This window comes from Streptomyces reniochalinae (assembly GCF_003323735.1).
GTDB classification, from domain to species: domain Bacteria; phylum Actinomycetota; class Actinomycetes; order Streptomycetales; family Streptomycetaceae; genus Streptomyces; species Streptomyces reniochalinae.
On record NZ_QOIM01000036.1, the window covers coordinates 67750 to 87851 of the forward strand.

Sequence of the window (20102 nt, forward strand, 5' to 3'; positions counted from 1 at the left end):
GAAGGGGGCGGGGGCCGTGCCGGCGGTCAGCGGTGTGCGTCGGGCCAGTAGAGCCGCGTCGGGTTGGCGACGAGCAGCTTGTGCCGCGCTTCCGCGGTGGGCGCCACGTGCGGCAGGTGATCGACCAGCAGCCCGTCGTCCGGCATGTGGTCGGTGAGGTTGGGGTGCGGCCAGTCGGTGCCCCACAGCACGCGGTCGGGGAACTCTGCGACCACGCGGCGGGCGAAGGGCACGACGTCGGTGTAGGCCCGGCGCCGCCCCTCGGTGGCCGGCGGTCCGGTGCGGCTGAGCCGCTCGGGGCAGCTGACCTTCACCCAGGCGTCCTGGCGCGCGCAGAAGCGCAGGAACCGGCTGAACTCAGGCCCCTCGACGGGTTTGCCGACATCGGGGCGTGCCATGTGGTCGATCACCAGCGGCGTCGGCAGAGAGGCGAAGAAGGTCTCCAGTTCCGGCAGCTCGGCACCGTCGAAGTACAGGACGACGTGCCAGCCCAGCTCGGCGACTTTCGCGGCGATGGTGGAGAGGCCGGCCATCGAGCCGGTCTCGACGAGTCGGCGCAGGAAGGTGAAGCGGACGCCGCGTACCCCGGCCTCGTGCAGGGCGCGCAGCTCGGTTTCCGTCACGTCCGGGCGTACGGTGGCGACGCCGCGGGCCCGGTCGCCCGCCGTGTGCAGGGCGTCGACCAGCGCGGAGTTGTCGGCTCCGTGGCAGGTCGCCTGCACGATGACGTTGCGGCTGACGCCGAGGTGGTCGCGGAGCGCGAAGAGGTCTTCCTTGCCCGCGTCGCAGGGGGTGTACTTGCGCTCGGGAGCGAAGGGGAAGGCGGCTTGCGGCCCGAAGACGTGGCAGTGGGCGTCCACGGTGCCCGGGGGCAGGGTGAAGGCCGGTGCGGAGGGTTGCGGGCACCAGTCCAGCCAGTGGGGGCTCTTGGGTGCGAGTGCGGTCACGAGGTCTCCTCGGCGGTGTCGTCCCCGCCGGTCGAGCGGCCGGGGAGGGGCATGGCGGGGGTACGGGCGCGCGAGCGTCCGCGCGCGAGAGGCGGGGCCGCCGGCGCGCCACGAGGGCGGGCGGGCGCGTCGGGCGTCAGTCCACGTACCGCAGCCCTGCGGCCGCGAGCGGTTCGCGCATGCCGTAGATGTCCAGGCCGAGTTCCCCGGCGGCGAAGCGTGCGCGTTTGCCGGCTTCGTTCTCCTCCCGGGCGCGTGCCGCGTCGGTGACCTCCCGAAGCCGTTCGGCGGGAACGACGACGACGCCGTCGCTGTCGGCTGCGACCACGTCGCCCGGGCGGACGAGGGCGTTGGCGCACACGACCGGAACGTTGACAGAGCCGACAGTGGCCTTCACGGTCCCTTTCGCGTTGACGGCCCGGCTGAAGACGGGGAAGTCCATGGCCTCCAGCGCGTCCACATCGCGGCAGCCCCCGTCGATCACCAGGCCGACCGCGCCGCGTGCGCGCACCGAGGTGGCGAGCAGCTCCCCGAAGAACCCGTCCTCGCACTCGGTGGTGCAGGCGGCGACCAGCAGGTCGCCGGGGCGCAGCTGTTCGGCGGCCACGTGCAGCATCCAGTTGTCGCCGGGCTGGAGGAGCACGGTGACGGCCGTGCCCACGCAGACGGCCCTGGGGTAGACGGGCCTGATGTAGGGGCGCATCAGGCCGGTGCGGCCCATCGCCTCGTGCAGGGTGCTGACCCCGTACGGGGCGAGCGCTTCGACGTCCTCGCGGGGCGGGCGGTCGATGGTGCGGTGTACGACTCCGATGTCGTGCATGGCGGGGCGGTTCCTTCCGCGGGTCAGCGGCCCTGCGCGGTCAGCAGGGTGTCCAGACGGGGGTAGACGGTGCGGGCGTTGTGTTCCTGGAGCGCGGCCAGGTCCTCCTGCGGCAGCCCGGCCGCCGCGAGGTAGCGGCGGGTGTCGTCGAAGTGGTGGCCGGTGCGCGGATCGACGCCGCGGACGGCGCCGATCATCTCCGAGGCGAACAGCAGGTTCGCGGCGGGTACGACCCCGAGCAGCAGGTCGATGCCCGGCTGGTGGTAGACGCAGGTGTCGAAGAAGACATTGCCCAGCACGTGTTCTTCGAGCGGAGGCTTGCCCAGGGCCTCGGCCAGGCCGCGGAAGCGTCCCCAGTGGTAGGGCACGGCCCCGCCGCCGTGCGGGACGATCAGGCGCAGCGTGGGGAAGTCGGTGAACAGGTCGCCCTGGACGAGCTGCATGAACGCTGTCGTGTCGGCGTTGAGATAGTGCGCGCCCGTGGTGTGGAAGGCGGGATTGTCGCTGGTACTGACGTGGACCATGGCCGGTATGTCGTATTCGACCAGCTTCTCGTAGAGCGGATACCAGGCGCGGTCCGTGAGCGGCGGCGCCGTCCAGTGACCGCCGGAGGGGTCGGGGTTGAGGTTGACGGCGACCGCCCCGTACTCCTCGACGCAGCGCACGAGTTCGGGGACGCAGGTGGCGGGGTCGGCCCCGGGGGACTGCGGGAGCATGGCCGCGGGGGCGAAGCGCCGCGGGTAGAGCTCGCTGACCCGGAAGCACAGCTCGTTGCACAGGGCGGCCCAGGCGGCGGAGGTGGCGAAGTCGCCGAGGTGGTGGGCCATGAAGGAGGCGCGGGGCGAGAAGACCGTCAGGTCGATTCCGCGTTCGTCCATCAGCCGCAGCTGGTTCGGCTCGATGCTCTGGCGCAGCTCGTCGTCGCTGATGCGCAGCTCGGCGGGCGACGGCTCGGGCCCGCGGCCCCCGAGTGCGGCGAGCTGCCGCTCGCGCCACGCCCCCAGCGCCGGTGGAGCGGTGGTGAAGTGACCGTGGCAGTCGATGATCATCGCAGTGCTTCCTCCCGGTTGGCTGTGTGCCGGGGAACGAGCACGTCCCCGGCCATGAGCAGGCGCGCGGTGCGCACCAGCGCGGCCCGGGTGACACCCGGCCCGCGGGCGGTGTCCAGCCCGAGCGTCACGGTGAACTCGCCCGAGGGGTGCTCCACGGAAACGGCCGCGTCCGTGCCCGTCACACCGGCTGCCAGCTCGTGCGCCACGGAGCCCTCCAGCACACAGGCGGTGGCCGCGGTGACGGCGGCCAGGACGCCGATGGAGGTGTGGCACACGTGCGGAATGAAGCTGCGGGTGCTGAGGGTTCCGCCGGAGGCTGGCGGCGAGATCAGGGTCATCTTCGGGTAGTTGCGCCCGGTCACGTCGCCGAGGCCCATCAGCTCCCCGCACGCCAGCCGCAGCTCTTCGAGGCGGTCGGTGAGTTCGCGGTCGGCATCGAGTTCCGCGACGGTCTCGCGGCCGGTGCGGCCGAGTGCCGAGGCGGCGACGAGCACCAGCGGCATGCCGTTGTCGATGCAGGTGACCTCGACGGTTCCGAGCCCGCTCAGGCACACCCGGTCCCTGACCCGCCCTGTGGGCAGCAGCTCCGCGCACACGGAGCCCGCCGTGTCGAGGAAGGCGATCTCGACGGGGGAGGCGGTGCCGGGGACGCCGTCGACGTGGGCGGAACCCTCGTAGGCGACGTGGCGCCGCCCGGCGGCGTCGGCGGGTGTGCGTACGCGGATCTCGGCCCGCAGCCCGGTGTTGAGCGTCAGGACGCGGGCGGTCGTCAGGTCGCCCTCCGGTGCCAGCAACCCTGCCTCCAGGGCGAACGGGACGACGGCCGCGAGCATGTTCCCGCAGTTCGCGGTGGTGTCGACGCGGTCGCTGTCCGGTTGGAGCTGGGCGAAGCGGAATTCGAGGTCGATGCCGGGACGGCTGCTCGGCCCGACGATTCCGGCCTTGCTGGTGAGGGGTGTGGCGCCGCCCAGGCCGTCGATCTGGCGGGGGTCGGGCGAGCCGAGAGCGGCCAGCAGCACGGCATCCCGGGCAGCGGGGTCGGCGGGCAGGTCGGCGGCGCGGAAGAACGGGCCGCGGGAGGTCCCGCCGCGCAACAGCCAGCAGGGGACGGCGACCTGGCTGCCGTGCAGCCGGGTCCCTGGTCCCTCTGGGTGGCTCGTGTGGTGCATGGTCGGCCTTCCGTCCGGGTGTCGCGATGTGGACAAGCTAGCTGTCGATGAAATTGTTGACAATATCTCCGATGAAAAAGTTGGCGAGGATGTCGGTGAGGCGCCCGGCGCCGTTAGACTGCGTGACGATCACAGGACGTCGCAGCGACCAGGGGCGGGTGGAGTGGGGCAGAACCGGGCCACAGGACAGGCGGGACGCGGCACGGTCGTCCGCGGTATCCGGCAGGCCCTCGCGGCAGGGGACATGGCGCCGGGGCAGCGGCTCGTCGAACAAGAGCTGGCAGACACCTTCCACGCCACCCGCAGCTCCGTCCGTGAAGCGCTACAGGAACTGGCGGCCGACGGACTCGTCGAGTTGATCCCGCGGCGCGGGGCGCGCGTCAGGGTGATCTCCGTCGAGGACGCGGTCCTCATCACCGAGTGCCGCGCCGTGCTGGAGGGGCTGTGCGCACGGCGCGCGGCCGAGCGGGCGACGGAGAAGGACAGGACCGTACTGCGCGACATCGGCACGGCCATGGAGGACGCCGTCGACCGGGGGGAACTGGAGACCTACTCGGCACTCAACCGCCGGCTGCACGAGCTCGTCGCCCGGGTCAGCGGGCAGACCGTCGCCGAATCCCTGCTCGACCGCCTGAACGGACAGATGGTCAGGTACCAGTTCAGGCTCGCTCTGCGGCCAGGACGACCCACCCAGTCACTGCCCCAGCACCGGGCCATCATCGACGCGATCCTCGCCGGCGACCCCGCCGCCGCCGAGCGCGCCGCGCGCGCCCACCTCGACAGCGTCATCGAACAACTGCGGGCCACCCCGGGCCCGTCGCCGCACCTGACCTGAGCCCGCGGACCGGCCGCGCACCGCCCCGCCCCCGCCTGCGAGCCGGCGCCGCACGGGGCTCAGGGCACCCGGGCTCGGGCCGCACGCGCGCTGAGGTCGTGTGCCGCGCGGCCCGCCGCCGCGCCCATCTTTCGGTTCCGAGGGCGGCGGACAGCGCGTCGTGGGAGGCGCCCCACCCGGTCCCCGGCGCGTTCCCCGACCGCACGGGGACTTTCTCCTCGCCGGGTCGGCGGGCCGCCTCGTCGCTCGCCGAGCCGTTCCCACGCCGTATAGCATCAGCGTTCATGTCGAACGCTGATGAGCTGCTCGTGGACATCGCCGCCATGGTGGAGTCGGAGCAAACAAATCAGATGCCTTTGACCGTCGTCGCCCACGGAGCAGTGATCACGGGACGACTGGCGCCGGAGGCGATGTGGAGGCAACGGGTGGCGGAGGTCCTGAGGGACTCCGAACGGCTGCCCCCGTTCGCGTCCCTGTTCCTGGGGACGTCACGGGGCGCTGGGCCGCAGCGCGCCGAACCCCCCTCCTACCTGCACTTTCACGTCGCCCGGATCCTCCAGGGGACGGTGGGCATCCCGGAGACGGGCGGGATGTACCGCATCGCCATCAAGGACGTGAGCGCGTGGACGATGGGGGACCTCAGCTACTCGGACCAGTGAGGCGCGGGCCCTGCGGCCCCGCGCGCGTCACGGGGTGTGGCCCGCCAGCAGGGCCTCCACCTCGTCGCGCCCGGCGAGAGATGGCTGCGCGCCCGCGCGCGTCGTGCTGATCGCGGCTGCCGCGCAGGCCCAGCGCGCGGCGTCCGCGAGGGTGCGCCCCTCCGCCAGGGCCACCGCGAGTGCCCCGCAGAAGGAGTCGCCGGCCGCCGTCGTGTCGACGGGGCGCACGGGGAACGCCGGGATGTGCAGGCTCGCCGTGCCCTCCAGCAGCAGTACCCCCTCGCCGCCGAGCGTGACGACGACGGCGCCCGCGCCGGTGAGTGCGCCCGCCGCCGCGGTCACCTCCTCCAGCGTCTCGGGCACGGTCGGGGCGCCGGTGAGGGCGGCCAGCTCGGTGCGGTTGGGCACGAGCAGGTCGACGTGGGGCGGTGGCTGGGCGCCCTCGACCGCGGGTGCCGGGTTGTACAGGACGGTACCGCCGGCCAGCCGCGCCGCCGCGTGGTTGGCCTCGTCGGGGACCTCCTGCTGGAGGATGGTGACGGCGGCGCTCCGCAGCAGGTCGCCGGCCGCGTCGCAGTCCTCGGCGGTGAGGCGGGCGTTGGCTCCGGGGCTGACGATGATGGTGTTCTCACCGGCGGGCGATACGGCGATCAGCGCGCGTCCCGTCGGCGTTCCCGGCGTGCGGCGGATGTGCGTGGTCTCGACGCCCTGGCCCCGGGCGGCCTCCAGCATGACGGCGGCCGCGTCGTCGTCTCCGACCCGCCCGACGAAGGCCACCTCACCGCCGGCTCTGGCGGCGGCGACAGCCTGGTTGGCGCCCTTGCCGCCGGGATGCTGGGCCATGTCGCCGCCCAGTACCGTCTCACCCGGCACCGGATGGTGGGGCACGGGCGCGACGAGGTCGAGGTTGAGGCTTCCGACGACTGCGATCACTGGGCTGACTCCGTCTCCGGGCGCGTTGCCGGGGCTGACTTCGGTGTGTGAGAGGCGCTCGACCGGCCCGTGGAGGCGCGCACGACGAGCCGGGGCGCGAGGCGTATCGACCGCCGTGGCCCCGCCTGTTCGCTGACCGGCCGCCGGTCGAGCAACCGCGCCGCCTCGGCGGCCAGTTCGGCCACCGGCTGCCGCACGGTCGTCACCGCGGGATCGGCGAGATCCGCGAGCGGAATGTCGTCGAATCCGGTGACGGCGACCTCGCCCGGCACGTCGGCGCCGAGCTGGCGCAGCCGCTGCAACGCCCCCACGGCGATGAGGTCGTTGGCGCAGACGAGCGCGTCGGGCCGCTGAGCGGCGGCCCGTTCGGTCCAGATCCGGTCCACGGCCGCCCGCCCCCACGCCACCGAGAAGTCGCCGAGCGCGACGCGCCCCGGTGCCTCGGGATCCAGCGCGCCGGCTCCGGCCTCGTAGGCGGTGCGGCGTTCGGCCGCGGCCGAGGCGGTGCCCGACGCTCCGACGAAACAGAGCCTGCGGCGCCCCTCGGCGGCCAGGTGGTCGAGGACGAGAGCCATCCCGGCGGCGTTGTCGACGGCCACCGAGTCGGCGACCCCGGGGCCGCAGCCGCGGTCCAGCAGGACGAGTGGCACGCGGGCCGCCGCGGCGGCGACCGCGGTCCGGCTGTGCTGCTCGTGGGCCGGGATGACCACGAGCGCGTCGACCTGCCTGTCCAGCAGGGCGGAGATGTGGCCGGCCTCCGCCTTCGGATCGTCGTCGCAGTCCGCCAGCAGCACGGCCCGCTCGTCGGCGTGCAGCGCGTACGTCAACTCCCGGACGAGCGTCGGGTAGAAGGGGTTGGTGATCTGCGGCAGGACGAGGCCGATGGTGCCGGTCGAGCGGCTGCGCAGGGCGCGGGCGACGTGGTTGGGGCGGTAGCCGAGGTCCTCGACGGCCTGCCGCACCCGCGCGGCGGTCGCGGCCCCCACCGGGCGGCTGCCGGCCAGCACGCGGGAGACGGTGGAGACGGAGCAGCCGGAGGCGCGAGCCACGTCGTGGAGCGTCACATCGGCCATTTCTTCCCCTCTCCTCGACTCCCTCGACCGGTCCGCCGGCGTTCCGGCAGCGTGACGGCGGGCGACGGCCGGATACGGGCGGCAAACGTTATCAGCAGGGTGGCACGGAGCCCAGAGCGCAGATCACCGGCCCCTTCCTGCGGACATGGTGAGACAGCTCATACACCCGTTGACATCGGAAGAGGAGAGTCCGCACAGTCTTCGGAGAACGTTTGCCATGGAAGGGCCCCTGTGACCAGAAAGATCATCCTCGACTGCGACCCGGGACACGACGACGCGATCGCCATGCTCCTCGCGCACGGCAACCCCGATGTCGAACTCGTCGCCGTCACCACCGTCGTGGGAAACCAGACCCTGGAGAAGGTCACCCGCAACGCCCTGTCCGTGGCGCGCATGGCCGGTATCACCGGGGTGCCGTTCGCCGCCGGCTGCCCGCGGCCGCTCGTACGCGACGTCGAGACGGCGCTGGAGATCCACGGCGAGTCCGGTCTCGACGGCCCGCTGCTGCCCGAGCCGCGGCTCGAACTCGACCGGCGGCACGCCGTCGACCTCATCATCGACACGGTCATGGCGCACGAGCCCGGCGAGATCACCCTCGTCCCGACGGCGGGCCTGACCAACATCGCGCTCGCCGTGCGCAAGGAGCCCCGCATCGCCTCCCGCATCCGCGAGGTCGTCCTGATGGGCGGCGGCTACCACCAGGGCAACTGGAGCGCGGTCGCCGAGTTCAACATCATCATCGACCCCGAGGCCGCGCACATCGTCTTCAACGAGTCCTGGCCTGTCACCATGGTCGGGCTCGACCTCACCCACCAGGCGCTGGCGACCCCCGACGTCGTGGAGAGGATCGCCGGTGTCGGCACCCGTCCCGCCCGCTTCGTCGGCGAACTGCTCGACTTCTTCGGTGCGACCTACCGCGAGGCCCAGGGCTTCGCGCACCCGCCCGTGCACGACCCGTGCGCCGTCGCGTACGTCATCGACCCCGACGTGATGACCGTGCGCAAAGCCCCCGTGGACATCGAGCTGTCCGGCGGTCTCACGCTCGGCATGACCGTCACCGACCTGCGCGCCCCCGCCCCCGACGACTGCCACACGCAGGTCGCCCTCGAACTGGACCGCGACCGCTTCTGGGGCCTGGTGGTGGACGCCCTCGAGCGGATCGGCGACGTGACCGAGTGAGTGCGCCGACCTCGGCCGACGCCCGTGGCACGCGGGCGCGGCCGGTGCGCGTCGGCGTACTCGTCACCGCGCTCCTCGTCGCCTGCTTCGCCTTCCAGCTGAACGCGAGCATGCTCAGCCCCGCGCTGAGCAGCATCGAGCGGACGCTGCACGCCAGCTCGGCCGAGATCGGCCTCACGCAGACGGCGTTCTTCACCTCCGCCGCGCTCTTCTCGCTCTTCCTCCCGCGCCTCGGCGACTTCGTCGGACGGCGCAGGGTACTGGCCGGCATGCTCGCCCTCATGGCCGTCGGCTGCGTGGTCGCGGCGCTGGCACAGAGCGTGCCGATGCTCTTCGCCGGCCGCATCATCCAGGGCGTCTCGGGGCCGACGGTGCCGCTGTGCCTGATCATGCTGCGGGTCGAGGTGAGCGATCCGAAGAAGTACGGCACCCTGCTCGGCGTCATCACGGCCGTCAACGGCGGCATCGCCGGGATCGACTCCCTCGCGGGCGGCTACCTCGCCGACCACCATGGCTTCCAGTCGGTCTTCTGGGCGATGGCGATCGTCGCCGCGGTCGCCACCGTGCTGGCGGTCACCATGACCCCGGAGTCGAGGGCGGACCCCGACACGGTCGACGGGGACCGCGCCGCGGCCCGCATGGACTGGCCGGGTGTGGCGCTGCTGGTCGTCTCCGTCGGTGCCCTGCTCATCGCTCTGAACGAGGCGGGCAAGCTGGCGGCCGCGCACTGGCCGCTCGTCGCGCTCCTCGTCCTCGTCGCCGCCGTCGCCTTCGCGCTCTTCTGGCGTACGGAGAGCCGCAGCAGTCACCCGCTCGTCGCCACCCACCACCTCAAGCGGCGTGCCACGTGGGCGACCCTGCTCACCACGGTGCTCACCATGACCGGCGTGTTCGCCGTCATGAACGGACTCATCCCCGCCTTCGCCCAGGACGCGGCGGCAGGTCTGGGCATGTCCGCCGAGCAGTCGGCCTGGTGGACGCTGACTCCGTACGCGCTGGCCGGGCTCGCCATGGGGCCTCTGGCGGGGCGGCTGGCGGCCACGTTCGGCTACGGGCGCGTGCTCCGCTTCGGTCTGATCGGCGCCGCCGCGACCGTCGTGCTGATGGTCGCCACGCTGCACGATGAGTCGCGGGCGATGCTTTTGGCGGCCTCACTGCTGGTGGGCGTCGCCTACGCGGGCGTCGGCAACATCGTCCTCAACGGGCTGGGCATCGTGCACTCGCCCCGCGAGAACCCCGGCTTCCTGCCCGGGCTCAACGCGGGCGCCTTCAACCTCGGCTCCGGCCTCAGCTTCGCGGTCCTCTACGCGGTCAAGACCGCGGCCCAGCCCGCGGACCAGGGGTCTCCCGCAGGCTACGAGGCGGGCATGGTCGCCGGCGTCGTCCTCATCGCCGCCGCGGTCGCCACGTCCTTCCTCATCCCCAAGCCGGTGGAGGCGGAGGCACGCTGAGGCGGGGCCCGGCACGGCCCGGCCATCCGGGCAGGGGAGGGGACCGCCCTCCGGTGCAGGGGCCCACCGCCGGTGCGGAAGCCTGGCAGCCGGTGTCCCTGACGGGTGGCCGGTGTCCCTGACGGGTGGACTGACTCGCAGGTCACGCGCACCTGCGACGGTGCCCGGCACCCGTGCGGCGGCGAGACGGCCGCAGTTCCCTCGGCCGTGGGCTAGGGAGTGTCTTCAAAGTAGCGGCGTCCGCCCGGAGGGCGGGCCTGGCGGTGTCTGGTGCGTGCGCTCGCAAGGCGGAGGAGGGAGTCCCTGCGTGGGGGCACCTCCCGGGGCGAGCGAAGCCGAGCCCTGGGGGAAGCGGCGACCGACGACAACGCCGCGAGCGTGCGTGCCAGGCGCCGCCAGGCAGGCGGGACTTTGAAGACACGACCTAGGAGCCCTGGTCATGGTCCGCTGCCGCTTCGTCGTCCGCGGGGCCAGGTGCCGGCAGCGGTGTGACGCGCTCGCGGAGACCGGGAACCGTGCCCCGGCCGGACGCCCCGGCCGGACAATGCCGGGATGGCCCTTCCCAGAATCCGCGTCGCCGCATACGTGGTGCGTCATCGCACCGCCCCCGAACTGCTGGTGTTCGATCACGTCGGAATGCCGGAGGCCGGCACCCAGGTCCCCGCGGGGGGTGTCAGGCCCGGCGAAGGACTCGAAGAAGCGGTCCTTCGTGAAGTCGTCGAGGAAACCGGTCTGCGAGGAGTCACCGTGCTCCGGCTCATCGGCGAGGAGGACAAGCCGCACCCCGATACGGGGCAGCCGCGGCGCACCAGCTTCTTCCACCTCCAGGCACCGCCTGAAGGACCTGATGCCTGGGAGCACCGCGTCCACGGCGACGGATCGGACACCGGGCTCACCTTCGCCTGCCGGTTCCTCCCCGTTCCGCTCGCACTGCCACTGGCGGACGGCCAGGACGTATGGCTCGGACGCGTCGACCCCCGCTGGGCCACCGGTACCGACGCCGGTTGGTAGCAGGCCGCACAGGAGACGGCCCCGGCTGGAGGGGGGATTCCAGCCGGGGCCTGTTCGTGGGTGGCGTGCGGGAGGGCGGTCGCCTCTCGGCGAGTGGCTCCGTGGGGCTTCAGCCGAACGATCTTCCCCACGGGCTATAGGTGAGGCCCGGGGACACTGTCCCCTCCCGCAGCCACACCGATGTCAACGGGGGGCAGCGCCGGATTGTTCCGCCCGCTCGCCGCTGTGCCTGTGATGTGTGGCATAGGCAACCACTCGGGCACCCCGTGGCTTCCCGCGCTCGGCACGCCACGCGACGGGCCCCGGGCGGCGGGGGCGGCTCACTCGTGGTCGGAGGTCACCAAGCCGTTCTCCGACTCCTTGGACGCCGTGGCTTCAGGGGCCACGGGAGCGTCCTCGGCCGCCCGCGACCCGGGTGGCGGGACAGCGGCGGTCGGCGGCCCGGGAGCCAGGACGCCCTGTTCCAGAGCCATCTCCTTGGCCACGCGCGGAGCGGTCCACAGCGTCGGGAGCATGATGAAGCCGACGGGCACGGCCGTGACCACGATGAACGACTGGAGCGCCGTGATGCCGCCGTCACCGACGAGAATGAGCACAGCAGCTGCCGCACCCATCAGCAGGGCCCAGAAGGCGCGTACCGCCCGGGTGGGCTCGCCGAACTTCGTTCCGGCGGCGGCGATGCTGTACGACATCGAGTCGGTGGTGGTCACCACGAACGTGATGGTCAGCAGCAGCAGCGCGACCGCGACGACGGCGCCCATGGGGAGCTGCTCGGCCATGGAGATGACCGCCGCGTCCATGCCCACGGCCTTGAGCGGGCCCGAGATGGTGCCGGGGCTGCGCTGCTCCAGGAAGATGCCGGTGCCCCCGAAGACGGTGAACCAGAACATGGTGGCCAGCGGCGGAATGATGGCGGTGGAGACCACGAGGTCGCGCACCGTACGGCCCCGGGAGATGCGTGCCACGAAGATGGACATCAGCGGCCCGTAGCCGAGGAACCAGCCGAAGAAGAAGACCGTCCAGGAGCCGAGCCACGCGTGGTCGCCCCGGTTGAGGGCGAGCGGCACGAAGTCCCGCGCGTACTGGCCGAGCCCGCCGAGGAAGGAGTCCAGCACGAAGCCCAGGGAGCCGAGCACGAGGAAGACGGCCATGAGGGCGACAGCGAGCCAGACGTTGGCCTTGCTGAAGAACTGGATGCCGCGGCTGACACCACTGGCGACGGACAGCACGGCCACGACGGTCAGCAGGACGATGACACCGAGTTGCACGGGGTAGCCGCCGGAGATGCCGAACACCTGGGAGAGCCCGTAGGAGACCTGGAGTCCCAGGAAGCCGATCGGACCGACTGTCCCGGCCACCACGGCGATGACGCACACGACGTCGACCGCCGCCGCCAGCTTGGAGTGCCGGATGCGCTCGCCGAGGAAGGGGTACAGCAGCGTCCGGGGGCGCAGCGGCATGCCGCGCTCCTGGCCGCGGATCATCACGATCGAGGCGAGGGTCCCGAGGACGGCCCAGGCGAGGAAGCCCCAGTGCGCGAAGCTCTGCGCGAGTGCCGCGTTGGCCGCCTGCCGGCTGCCGCTCTTGACGCCCTCGTAGAAGGGGGGCGTCTCGATGTAGTGCTGGACGGGTTCGCCCGCTGCGAAGAACACACCGCCGCCCGCGAGCAGCGTCGACATGATCATCGCGACCCACTGGAACCTGCCGTACTCAGGGCGTGCCCCGCTGCCGCCCAGCCGCACCTTGCCGAACCTGGAGAAGCCCAGCCACAGCGCGACGCCGAACGTCGCGAGCAGGAAGACCTGCCACAGCGGGCCGAACCAGCGTGCGGCGAAGGCGAAGACCGTGTCCACCACGTCGCCGGTGGCGGCGGGTGCGATCAGCGCGGCCAGGACGAACGCGAGGAGCAGCCCGCCGCTGATCGCGAGCACCAGCACGTCGGTGCGTGAGCGGTCACCGGACGGCGGCGTGGCCGCTGCCGTATGACACCCTTCTTCACCGTCCGTGGTCGGCTCGGTCCCCGGGGGGACGGCCGCACCTGCGGTGGTTCGGGCGTTCGGAGTCGGCATGAGGTTCCTTGCGGGAGGGGTCAGTCGGGGAGGGGACATGACGCACCGCGAGGACGCACGCGCTCTCGAGACGCAGGACCGCTCGGTGCGCGGGTCAGTGGGACAGGCTGCTACTCGCACCGCGGCGTGGTCAAATTCCGGACAGCCGGACAGCCCCCGTGACACCCCTCCTGACGTGCGGTTTCGCGTACCGCTGTGGAGCCGGTGGTTGAGAAGGATCACCCCGGGCCCGCCGGAACAGCCCGACGGAGCGCTACGAGGCCCCCTGGGGGAGGATTCCTCTCCCCGGCGCGCTCCGGCGGGCCACCCTCCTTGGAGTCGCCGGGCTGTCCTACCGCTCCCGCTGCCGGGCGGGAGCGGTGATGCGGACGACGGCTTCCAGGGTCAGTGCGCGCTCGTGGGGCTCACGGGCCAGCGCGCGGTGGAGCGTCAGCCCCTCGATGAGCGCGTCGAGTTGGCGCGCCGTCTCCGGGTCGAAGTGCTTTTCCAGGTGGACGCGGCTGCGGCGCATCCACTCGTGGGTGAGTTCTCGGTACGACGGTTGGCGAGCGGCGAGGGTGTACAGCTCCTGGGTGAGCACCAGGTCGCGCGGGCTCTCCTCGGACAGCGCGTGGACGAGGTCGGCCACCGCCTCCCGGGCCTGGTCGCGGTCGGCCGCGGCGGCGAGGTGTGCGTCGAAGACGGCGACGATGTGGTCGGTGAAGCTGCGGAACGCGTCCTGGAGCAGCTGGTCGATGCCGCTGAAGTGGTAGGTCATCGAGCCCAGGGGAACACCCGCGCGCGCGGCGATCCTCCGGTGGGAGACGCGCGCGATGCCCTCTTCGGCGATGAGGTCGAGGGTGGCGGCGATGATGCGTGCGCGCCGCTGCGGGTCCGTACGTCCGGTCGTCATGGCAGCAGACTCACAGGTTCCGGGCGGTCCTGGCGGGGTTCGCGGGGTTTCCCGACGGCGGTGGTGTGCCCTGCGGCGCTCGGTGTCCCGCGTGCCGCGCGCGGGCCGGCAGCGTCGCCGAGGTCCACGCCGGGCGGGCCGGTGAAGCCCCGGCCTGGCGGGATGTGGCGCCACATGACCCCGATCGTAGCCTGCTGACGTGGGGCGCGCGCATGCCCTGGTCCGAGGGGCCACAGGTCCCTGGCGCAGGTCAGCGACGCCTGGTCCGGAGGACCCCGGCGAGCGAGAGGACGAGAAGTCCGGCCAGGGGTACGACCAGCAGCCCGACGCGGAGGCTCGCCGCGTCGGCGACCAGTCCCACGACAGGCGGGGAGAGCAGGAAGCCGAGCCGCATGAGCCAGGAGACGACGGTGAGCCCCGAGCCCGGCTTGAGCCCTGGAAGCTCGTCGGCTTCGTGCATCGCGGCGGGGACCAGCGTCGCGACTCCCAGTCCGGCCGCGGCGAAGCCGAGAACGGTGCCGGGCACGGTGGGCACGGCGAGCGCGAGGCCCATGCCGGCGGCGGCGATCAGTCCGCCGGTGCGGGCCACGGCCCGCTGTCCGAACCTGTCGACGAGGCGGTCGCCGACGAGGCGGCCGACGAACTGGGCCCCGACGAGGGCGATGTACCCGGACGCCGCGAGCGCGGCCGACGCGTGCAGCGAGCCGGCGAGGTAGAGCGCGGCCCAGGAGTTGCCCGCGTCCTCGACGAGCGAACCCGCCGTGGCGATGAGCACGAGTGCGGCCAGTACGCAGGCGGTGCGCGCACCTGTCGTCGTGCGCCGTACGGGCTGCGGGCCGCGGTCATCGGCGGCGTCGGCGTCCACGGCGGGCTCCGTGTCGGGCCCTGGCAGACAGAACCGCAGGGCGACGCACGCGGCGGCGGCGAACACGACGGCCGAGATCGCCAGGTGCTGTCCGCGGGGGAGGCCGAGCGCGATGGCGCCGGCGGCCATGCTTCCGCCCGTGACGGCCCCGATGGACCAGATGGCGTGGAAGGAGTTGATGATGGAGCGTCCGTAGCGGCGCTGCACCCGCAGGCCGTGGGCGTTCTGGGCGACGTCGGTGATCGCGTCCATCGCGCCGGCCAGGAACAGCGCTCCGGCGAAGAGGGCGACCGAGTCGGCCAGGGCGGCTGCCAGGATCCCTGCGCCGGTCAGCAGGGTGCTGCCGACGGCCACCCGCGCCGAGCCGAGCCGTCGTATGAGTACCCCGGCCGCCAGGCCGGCCGCTATGGCGCCTGCCGGGAACGCGGCCACGGCCAGCCCGTAGGTGGCGTTGCCCATCTGCAGGTCCGCCTTGATCTGCGGATACCTCGGCAGGAGGTTCGCGAACAGCGCTCCGTTGGTGAGGAAGAGGACGGCAACGGCTACGCGCGCCCGCCGCTCGGCTCGCGCAGGCCTGCGCAGTACGTCGACAGTCATGCGCGGAACCCTATAGTCAGAGCGTACGAACGTACACTCCGTTCTGGTGCCGTACTCGCGGTGGCGCCAGGTCTCTTCGAGGGGCCCGGCCGCCGGTGGGGCGGCACCGGGCCCCACGTCACCGCACGGACCCGCCTGCCGTCCTCGCGCGTCCGGCCACGGCAGCAGCGCTGCGCTGACGGTGACGGCGAACGCCGTGGTCCACGAGCGCGCGCTCCACCACGGCCCCGGTGACCAGCGGGGCGAGGAAACCGGCGCACCCGGCGGTGATCTGCACGGCCCCGGCGACCGGGCCGTAACGCGGCCCGGGAACCTCCTCGGCGCCGCGGGTCCGGGTCGACGAAGCAGTCGCGGTGCTCACTGCCGTATCGGTGAGGTGCTGGTGGATGAAGACCGTCGGCATCACCAGCCAGAAGTCCTCTGCGGCTTCCGGAAGCGGTGCGTCCGCGCTGCCGGACGGAGAGCGGCCCGACGTTGCCGCGCCCACGGGCATACCGTCCTTGGGCAGCCTTTCGCTCGCATCCACCCATTCCACCGTCGCACGCACGTCCGGCTCCCACGTCGTCTCCTCGGCCCGTCTGCCACGTACGGCCGTTGTGGCAGTGTCACCCCTCGGCGGCCGGTGGGTCGTCGAGGGCGGCGAGGTGGGCGGTGAGGTCGTCGGTGAAGCGTCCCAGCAGCCGGCCGAGATCCTGCCGGTCCTGATCGGGCCATCCCGCGAGGGCGTCGGCGAACCAGCCGACGAGCGTGCGCATGTAGCGCTCGGCCGCCGCGGTGCCCTCGGCGGTCGTCTCGACGAGGCGGGCTCGCTGGTCCTCCGGGTCGGTGACGCGCACGATCAGTCCGCGCCGCTGCAACTCGTTCACCTGCCGGGTGACGTGCGGCCCCACGACCTGCATCCGTGCGGCGATCTCGCCGACACGCAGCGGCTGGTCGGACATGTGCAGCATGAGGAGCACCGACATCGCAGGACGGTCCACGCGGACCGCGGTGGCCTCCATGGCGCGCTCGACCAGGCGGCCGCGGTTGAGGACGTTGCCGAGCTGGGTCAGCCGGGGGAGTACCGCGAGCACTTCCTGTTCGCGCAGCTCCCGCTGCTGTTCGCGCGGCTCCCGCTGTTCGCGCGGTTCCTGGCCGTGTGCGGCGCCCCGGGAGGTGGTCTCGTCCGGCTGAGGCGGGCTCATCGCGTCTCCTTATTGAATACCTACGTTAGGTATGTAATCGTGGGTCGAGGGCGCGGACGTTCGCGGGTCACGACGCCCTGAGGAAACATACCTACGTTACGTATCCGGTCGGCGGCTCGTCCAGGCCCGGCCGGGAAGGGAGCACTCATGGGCACGGCACCCGGGCGCACGATCCTCATCTCCGGCGCCAGCATCGCCGGACCGTCGCTCGCCTACTGGCTCAACCGTCACGGCTTCGCCGTCACGGTGGTGGAGAAGGCCGACACCATACGCGTCGGGGGATACCCCATCGACATCCGCGGGACCGCCCTGGAAGTGGTCAGCCGCATGGGCCTGCTCCCGCGCCTGCGCGCCGCGCATGTCGACAGCCGCACCATCACCTTCGTCGACGCCGACGGCGACCGCGTCGGATCGGTCAGGCCCGAGGTCATCACCGGCGGCGTCGAGGGCCGCGACCTCGAAGTCCGCCGCGGGGACCTCGCCGAGGCCCTCTACGACGCCGTCCGCGGGGACGTCGAGTTCCTCTTCGACGACTGGATCACCGCCCTCCACGACCACGACGGCGGGGTGGACGTGACCTTCGACAGCGGCGAACAGCGGACCTTCGACCTCGTCATCGGCGCTGACGGACTCCACTCCCACACCAGGGGCCTGGCCTTCGGCCCCGAGGAGAAGTACCACCGCTATCTCGGCAACTGTTTCGCCGGCTTCACCATGCCCAACCACCTCGGTCTCTCCCACGAGGCCCTGATGTGGAACACCCCGGGCAAGGGCGCGGTCCTCTACGCCGTCGGCGACGGCGACCACGTGCACGCGTTCCTCAACTTCGCCCGCCCCGAACCGCCCTTCGACGCCTTCCGTGACCCCGAGGCCCAGCGTGACCTGGTGGCTTCCGTCTTCTCCCAGGACGCGTGGGAGATTCCGCGCCTGGTCACCGCCATGCGGCGCGCCGACGACCTGTTCTTCGACGTCATCAGCCAGATCCGCATGCCCCACTGGTCGAGCGGACGGGTCGCCCTCGCCGGCGACGCCGCCCACGCTCCGTCCTTCCTCTCGGGCCAGGGCTCCAGCATCGCGCTGGTCGGCGCCTACGTCCTCGCCGGTGAACTGGCCTCACACGCCGACCACTCGACCGCCTTCACGGCGTACGAGGAGCGCACACGCGCGTTCGTCGAGCTGAACCAGGCGCTCGCGACCACCGGAGGCGCCCACGTCCTTCCCGGCACCGCCGAGGAACTGGCACGGCGCAACCAATCCCTGCGTGACCCGGCGCCTCTCCCCGACGACCAGGACTGGGCCGCCACCACGGCGCTCACTCTCCCCGACTACGCCGACGTCCGTCGGTGAGGGAAGGTCCGCTAGGTTGTCGTTCTCGTGAGGGCGTCAGAGGGTAACTTCCCGGGAGAGGCGGGCGGATGACGGGGCGCAGGGCGGGTTCGGCGGTCGTCGCGGCGGTGGCGTTGGCGCTGCTGGTGGGCGGCTGCGGCAGCGACGGGGAGCCCGCCGGGGGCGGGGAGAAGAAGGCCGGGCGTTCCCAGCCGGAGAACCCCGCGGACGGCGCCGAGCTGTCGGGGGTGTGGTCCGCGCGTCCGACCGGTCAGGATTACACGCTGATCATTGTCGGGGACAGTGCTCTGATGCAGTGGGACAAGGGCCAGAGGGGGCTGTGCGACGGCCAGGTCACCACCACGGGGTCGGTCACCGAGGTGGTCCTTCAGTGCGCCGGTGACACGGAGGAGGGGCGCGACAAGGGCGCCATCGAGTCCGCTGATCCCAAGAGCATGCGGGTGAACTGGAACGGCGAGTTCGGCAGCACCTCCTTCACCCGGGTTGCCGACGCCCCCGCCGAACTGCCCGAGACCCCCGACGACGTGCCGGGTCTGCGGGAGGCGCTGGAGAAGCTGCCCCGGGGCACCCACGTCCCGGACGAGCTTTCCTGAGGCGAGGGCGGTTCCGGGCCGCAGCTGGTGCCGGCCTCGCCGGGTGGGGTCATCCCGCCGCAGGCACGGCAGGGCGCCTCGGGCCTTCGTCCCGCTGCCCGAACCGCCTCACCTGGCGCGGGCGTTCGGTGCCCCCAGCGCCGGCGGCGGAGCGGATTCCGGCGCGCGGCCGCCCGCGTCGAGGAAGCGGGTCAGCGGAAGGGTGGCGGCGCCGACGGTGACCGCGTCCGGGCCGAGGCGGCCTAGCTCGACAGTGGTGCGGGCCGCCGGGTGGTGCAGCGCGCGCTCCTCGGTGGCCGCGCGCACAGCGGGCAGGATGCGGCCGCCCAGCAGCAGTCCGGCCCAGCCGGCGAGGACGATGCGTTCGGGGCTGAAGAGGTTGACCAGGTCGGCGATGCCCGCACCGAGAAAGCGGGCTGTCTCGGCGAGGACCGTCTCGGCGCTCGGGTCCGCCGAACCGACGAGATCGGCCAGTCCGCTCTCCTGGTCACCCCGTGGACTTCCCCCCGCGGCGCGCCAGCGCTCCAGCACGGCCGAGGCGCCGACGTACGCCTCCAGGCAGCCGAGGGCACCGCACCGGCAGCGCCGCCCGTCCAGGTGGACGGTGGTGTGTCCCCACTCGGCGGCGCCGCGGGACGCGGTGCCGTAGGCGCTGCCGTCGGTGATCACGCAGGAGCCGACCCCGGAGCCGATCAGCGCGACCACCGCGTCCCGCACGCCCTGCCCGGCGCCGAACCACATCTCGGCCTGACCGAGGGTCTTGGCGCCGTTCGAGACGAACAGCGGCGTCCGTGCCGGAAGCCCGGCCTCCTCGCGCAGTCGCGCCTCCAGCGGCACCGCGTCCCAGCCGACCGTCTGGCCGTGCACGACGGCACCCGAGCGCCCCGGGTCCTGCTCGACGATGCCGGGCACGCCGACGCCGATGCCCAGCGGCGCGGCGGCTCCCGGGACCCCGGCACGCGTGGCCTGGGCGCGCACGGCGGTGAGCCCGTCCGCGATCAGCCGCAGCACGTGCGTCATCGCGTGTCCGCCCTCGCGCAGCGGGTATTCGGCGCGTGCCCTCTCGGTCAGTGCCAGATCAAAGAGTTCAACGCGCACCCGGGTCTCTCCGACGTCCACTCCGATGAGCGTCCCGGCTGCCGGGGCGACCCTCAGCAGGGTGCGCGGCCTGCCGCCGTCGGAGTCGACGGAACCGGCCTCCTCCAGCAGTCGCTCGGCGAGGAGTTCGGAGGTGACGTTCGAGACGGAGGCGGAGCTGAGGCCGGTGGCGGGGCCCAACTCCTGGCGGCTGAGCGGCCCGTCGAAGTAGAGGCGGCGCAGCAGGGTGGCGCGGTTGCTGCGGCGCAGGTCGCGCACCGTCCGCCGTTTCTCGCCGGTCATCTGGCTCCCTCCTCGCGGTGGCCGCGCCACGGCTCGCCGCTGCCGG

Annotated in this window: 19 protein-coding genes; 7 read left to right on the forward strand and 12 right to left on the reverse strand. The window is 72.6% G+C overall.

The window, feature by feature from the left end; genetic code table 11:
- Positions 1–26: 26 nt before the first annotated feature.
- The 4 genes from DQ392_RS16465 to DQ392_RS16480 all read right to left on the reverse strand — a co-directional run bounded on the left by DQ392_RS16465 (position 27) and on the right by DQ392_RS16480 (position 3988).
- Positions 27–947: an amidohydrolase family protein gene (locus tag DQ392_RS16465; RefSeq protein ID WP_114016378.1), complete on the reverse strand. Its 921-nt coding sequence runs from the start codon at positions 945–947 to the stop codon at positions 27–29.
- A gap of 136 nt (positions 948–1083) precedes the next feature.
- On the reverse strand, positions 1084–1767 hold the full coding sequence (locus DQ392_RS16470; RefSeq protein WP_114016379.1) for a 4-carboxy-4-hydroxy-2-oxoadipate aldolase/oxaloacetate decarboxylase: 684 nt from the start codon (positions 1765–1767) through the stop codon (positions 1084–1086).
- Positions 1768–1790: 23 nt separating this feature from the next.
- Positions 1791–2816, reverse strand: a complete 1026-nt coding sequence (locus DQ392_RS16475; RefSeq protein ID WP_114016380.1) for an amidohydrolase family protein — start codon at positions 2814–2816, stop codon at positions 1791–1793.
- Positions 2813–3988: a 4-oxalomesaconate tautomerase gene (locus DQ392_RS16480; RefSeq protein ID WP_114016381.1), complete on the reverse strand. Its 1176-nt coding sequence runs from the start codon at positions 3986–3988 to the stop codon at positions 2813–2815. Before DQ392_RS16480 ends, DQ392_RS16475 begins: the two co-directional genes overlap by 4 nt.
- A 163-nt stretch (positions 3989–4151) precedes the next feature.
- Here DQ392_RS16480 and DQ392_RS16485 point away from each other — a divergent pair, with 163 nt between their 5' ends.
- Together DQ392_RS16485 and DQ392_RS16490 are read left to right on the forward strand one after the other, a co-directional pair.
- Positions 4152–4823 carry a GntR family transcriptional regulator gene (locus DQ392_RS16485; protein WP_245981551.1) on the forward strand — a complete coding sequence of 224 codons (672 nt, stop codon included), beginning with the start codon at positions 4152–4154 and terminating at the stop codon, positions 4821–4823.
- A 284-nt stretch (positions 4824–5107) separates the two neighbouring features.
- Entirely contained in the window at positions 5108–5482 is a 375-nt protein-coding gene (locus DQ392_RS16490; protein ID WP_114016383.1) for a hypothetical protein, read from the forward strand.
- A gap of 27 nt (positions 5483–5509) precedes the next feature.
- On the opposite strand, the gene rbsK is transcribed toward DQ392_RS16490, so the two are convergent.
- Positions 5510–6415: a ribokinase gene (rbsK, locus tag DQ392_RS16495; RefSeq protein WP_114016384.1), complete on the reverse strand. Its 906-nt coding sequence runs from the start codon at positions 6413–6415 to the stop codon at positions 5510–5512.
- Positions 6412–7488: a LacI family DNA-binding transcriptional regulator gene (locus tag DQ392_RS16500; RefSeq protein WP_114016385.1), complete on the reverse strand. Its 1077-nt coding sequence runs from the start codon at positions 7486–7488 to the stop codon at positions 6412–6414. Before DQ392_RS16500 ends, rbsK begins: the two co-directional genes overlap by 4 nt.
- A 231-nt stretch (positions 7489–7719) precedes the next feature.
- On the opposite strand from DQ392_RS16500, the gene uriH reads away from it, so the two are divergent.
- The 3 genes from uriH to DQ392_RS16520 all read left to right on the forward strand — a co-directional run bounded on the left by uriH (position 7720) and on the right by DQ392_RS16520 (position 11129).
- Positions 7720–8667 carry a uridine-preferring nucleoside hydrolase UriH gene (gene uriH, locus DQ392_RS16505; RefSeq protein ID WP_114016386.1) on the forward strand — a complete coding sequence of 316 codons (948 nt, stop codon included), beginning with the start codon at positions 7720–7722 and terminating at the stop codon, positions 8665–8667.
- Positions 8664–10118: a uridine transporter UriT gene (gene uriT / locus DQ392_RS16510; RefSeq protein ID WP_114016387.1), complete on the forward strand. Its 1455-nt coding sequence runs from the start codon at positions 8664–8666 to the stop codon at positions 10116–10118. The genes uriH and uriT overlap by 4 nt, the downstream gene beginning before the upstream one ends.
- A gap of 552 nt (positions 10119–10670) precedes the next feature.
- On the forward strand, positions 10671–11129 hold the full coding sequence (locus tag DQ392_RS16520) for an NUDIX hydrolase (protein ID WP_114016389.1): 459 nt from the start codon (positions 10671–10673) through the stop codon (positions 11127–11129).
- 320 nt (positions 11130–11449) lie between these two features.
- On the opposite strand, the gene DQ392_RS16525 is transcribed toward DQ392_RS16520, so the two are convergent.
- The 5 genes from DQ392_RS16525 to DQ392_RS16545 form a co-directional block, all read right to left on the reverse strand.
- On the reverse strand, positions 11450–13198 hold the full coding sequence (locus DQ392_RS16525) for a BCCT family transporter (RefSeq protein ID WP_245981553.1): 1749 nt from the start codon (positions 13196–13198) through the stop codon (positions 11450–11452).
- Between the two features lie 331 nt (positions 13199–13529).
- Complete coding sequence (locus tag DQ392_RS16530) at positions 13530–14090, reverse strand: TetR/AcrR family transcriptional regulator (protein WP_114016390.1); 561 nt, start codon at positions 14088–14090, stop codon at positions 13530–13532.
- 250 nt (positions 14091–14340) lie between these two features.
- A complete protein-coding gene (locus DQ392_RS16535) occupies positions 14341–15552 on the reverse strand; it encodes an MFS transporter (RefSeq protein WP_114016590.1) in 1212 nt (403 codons plus the stop codon).
- 118 nt (positions 15553–15670) lie between these two features.
- Positions 15671–16078, reverse strand: coding sequence for a hypothetical protein (locus DQ392_RS35250; RefSeq protein ID WP_245981555.1), 408 nt, complete (start codon positions 16076–16078; stop codon positions 15671–15673).
- 79 nt (positions 16079–16157) lie between these two features.
- Positions 16158–16736 (reverse strand): MarR family winged helix-turn-helix transcriptional regulator, encoded by a 579-nt coding sequence (locus tag DQ392_RS16545; RefSeq protein ID WP_114016391.1) that lies wholly within the window; start codon positions 16734–16736, stop codon positions 16158–16160.
- Positions 16737–16883: 147 nt separating this feature from the next.
- On the opposite strand from DQ392_RS16545, the gene DQ392_RS16550 reads away from it, so the two are divergent.
- Positions 16884–18083 (forward strand): FAD-dependent monooxygenase, encoded by a 1200-nt coding sequence (locus tag DQ392_RS16550; RefSeq protein ID WP_114016392.1) that lies wholly within the window; start codon positions 16884–16886, stop codon positions 18081–18083.
- Positions 18084–18151: 68 nt separating this feature from the next.
- Positions 18152–18676, forward strand: coding sequence for a hypothetical protein (locus DQ392_RS16555; protein WP_114016393.1), 525 nt, complete (start codon positions 18152–18154; stop codon positions 18674–18676).
- Positions 18677–18784: 108 nt separating this feature from the next.
- On the opposite strand, the gene DQ392_RS16560 is transcribed toward DQ392_RS16555, so the two are convergent.
- Positions 18785–20056, reverse strand: coding sequence for an ROK family protein (locus DQ392_RS16560; protein ID WP_114016394.1), 1272 nt, complete (start codon positions 20054–20056; stop codon positions 18785–18787).
- Between the last annotated feature and the right edge of the window lie 46 nt (positions 20057–20102).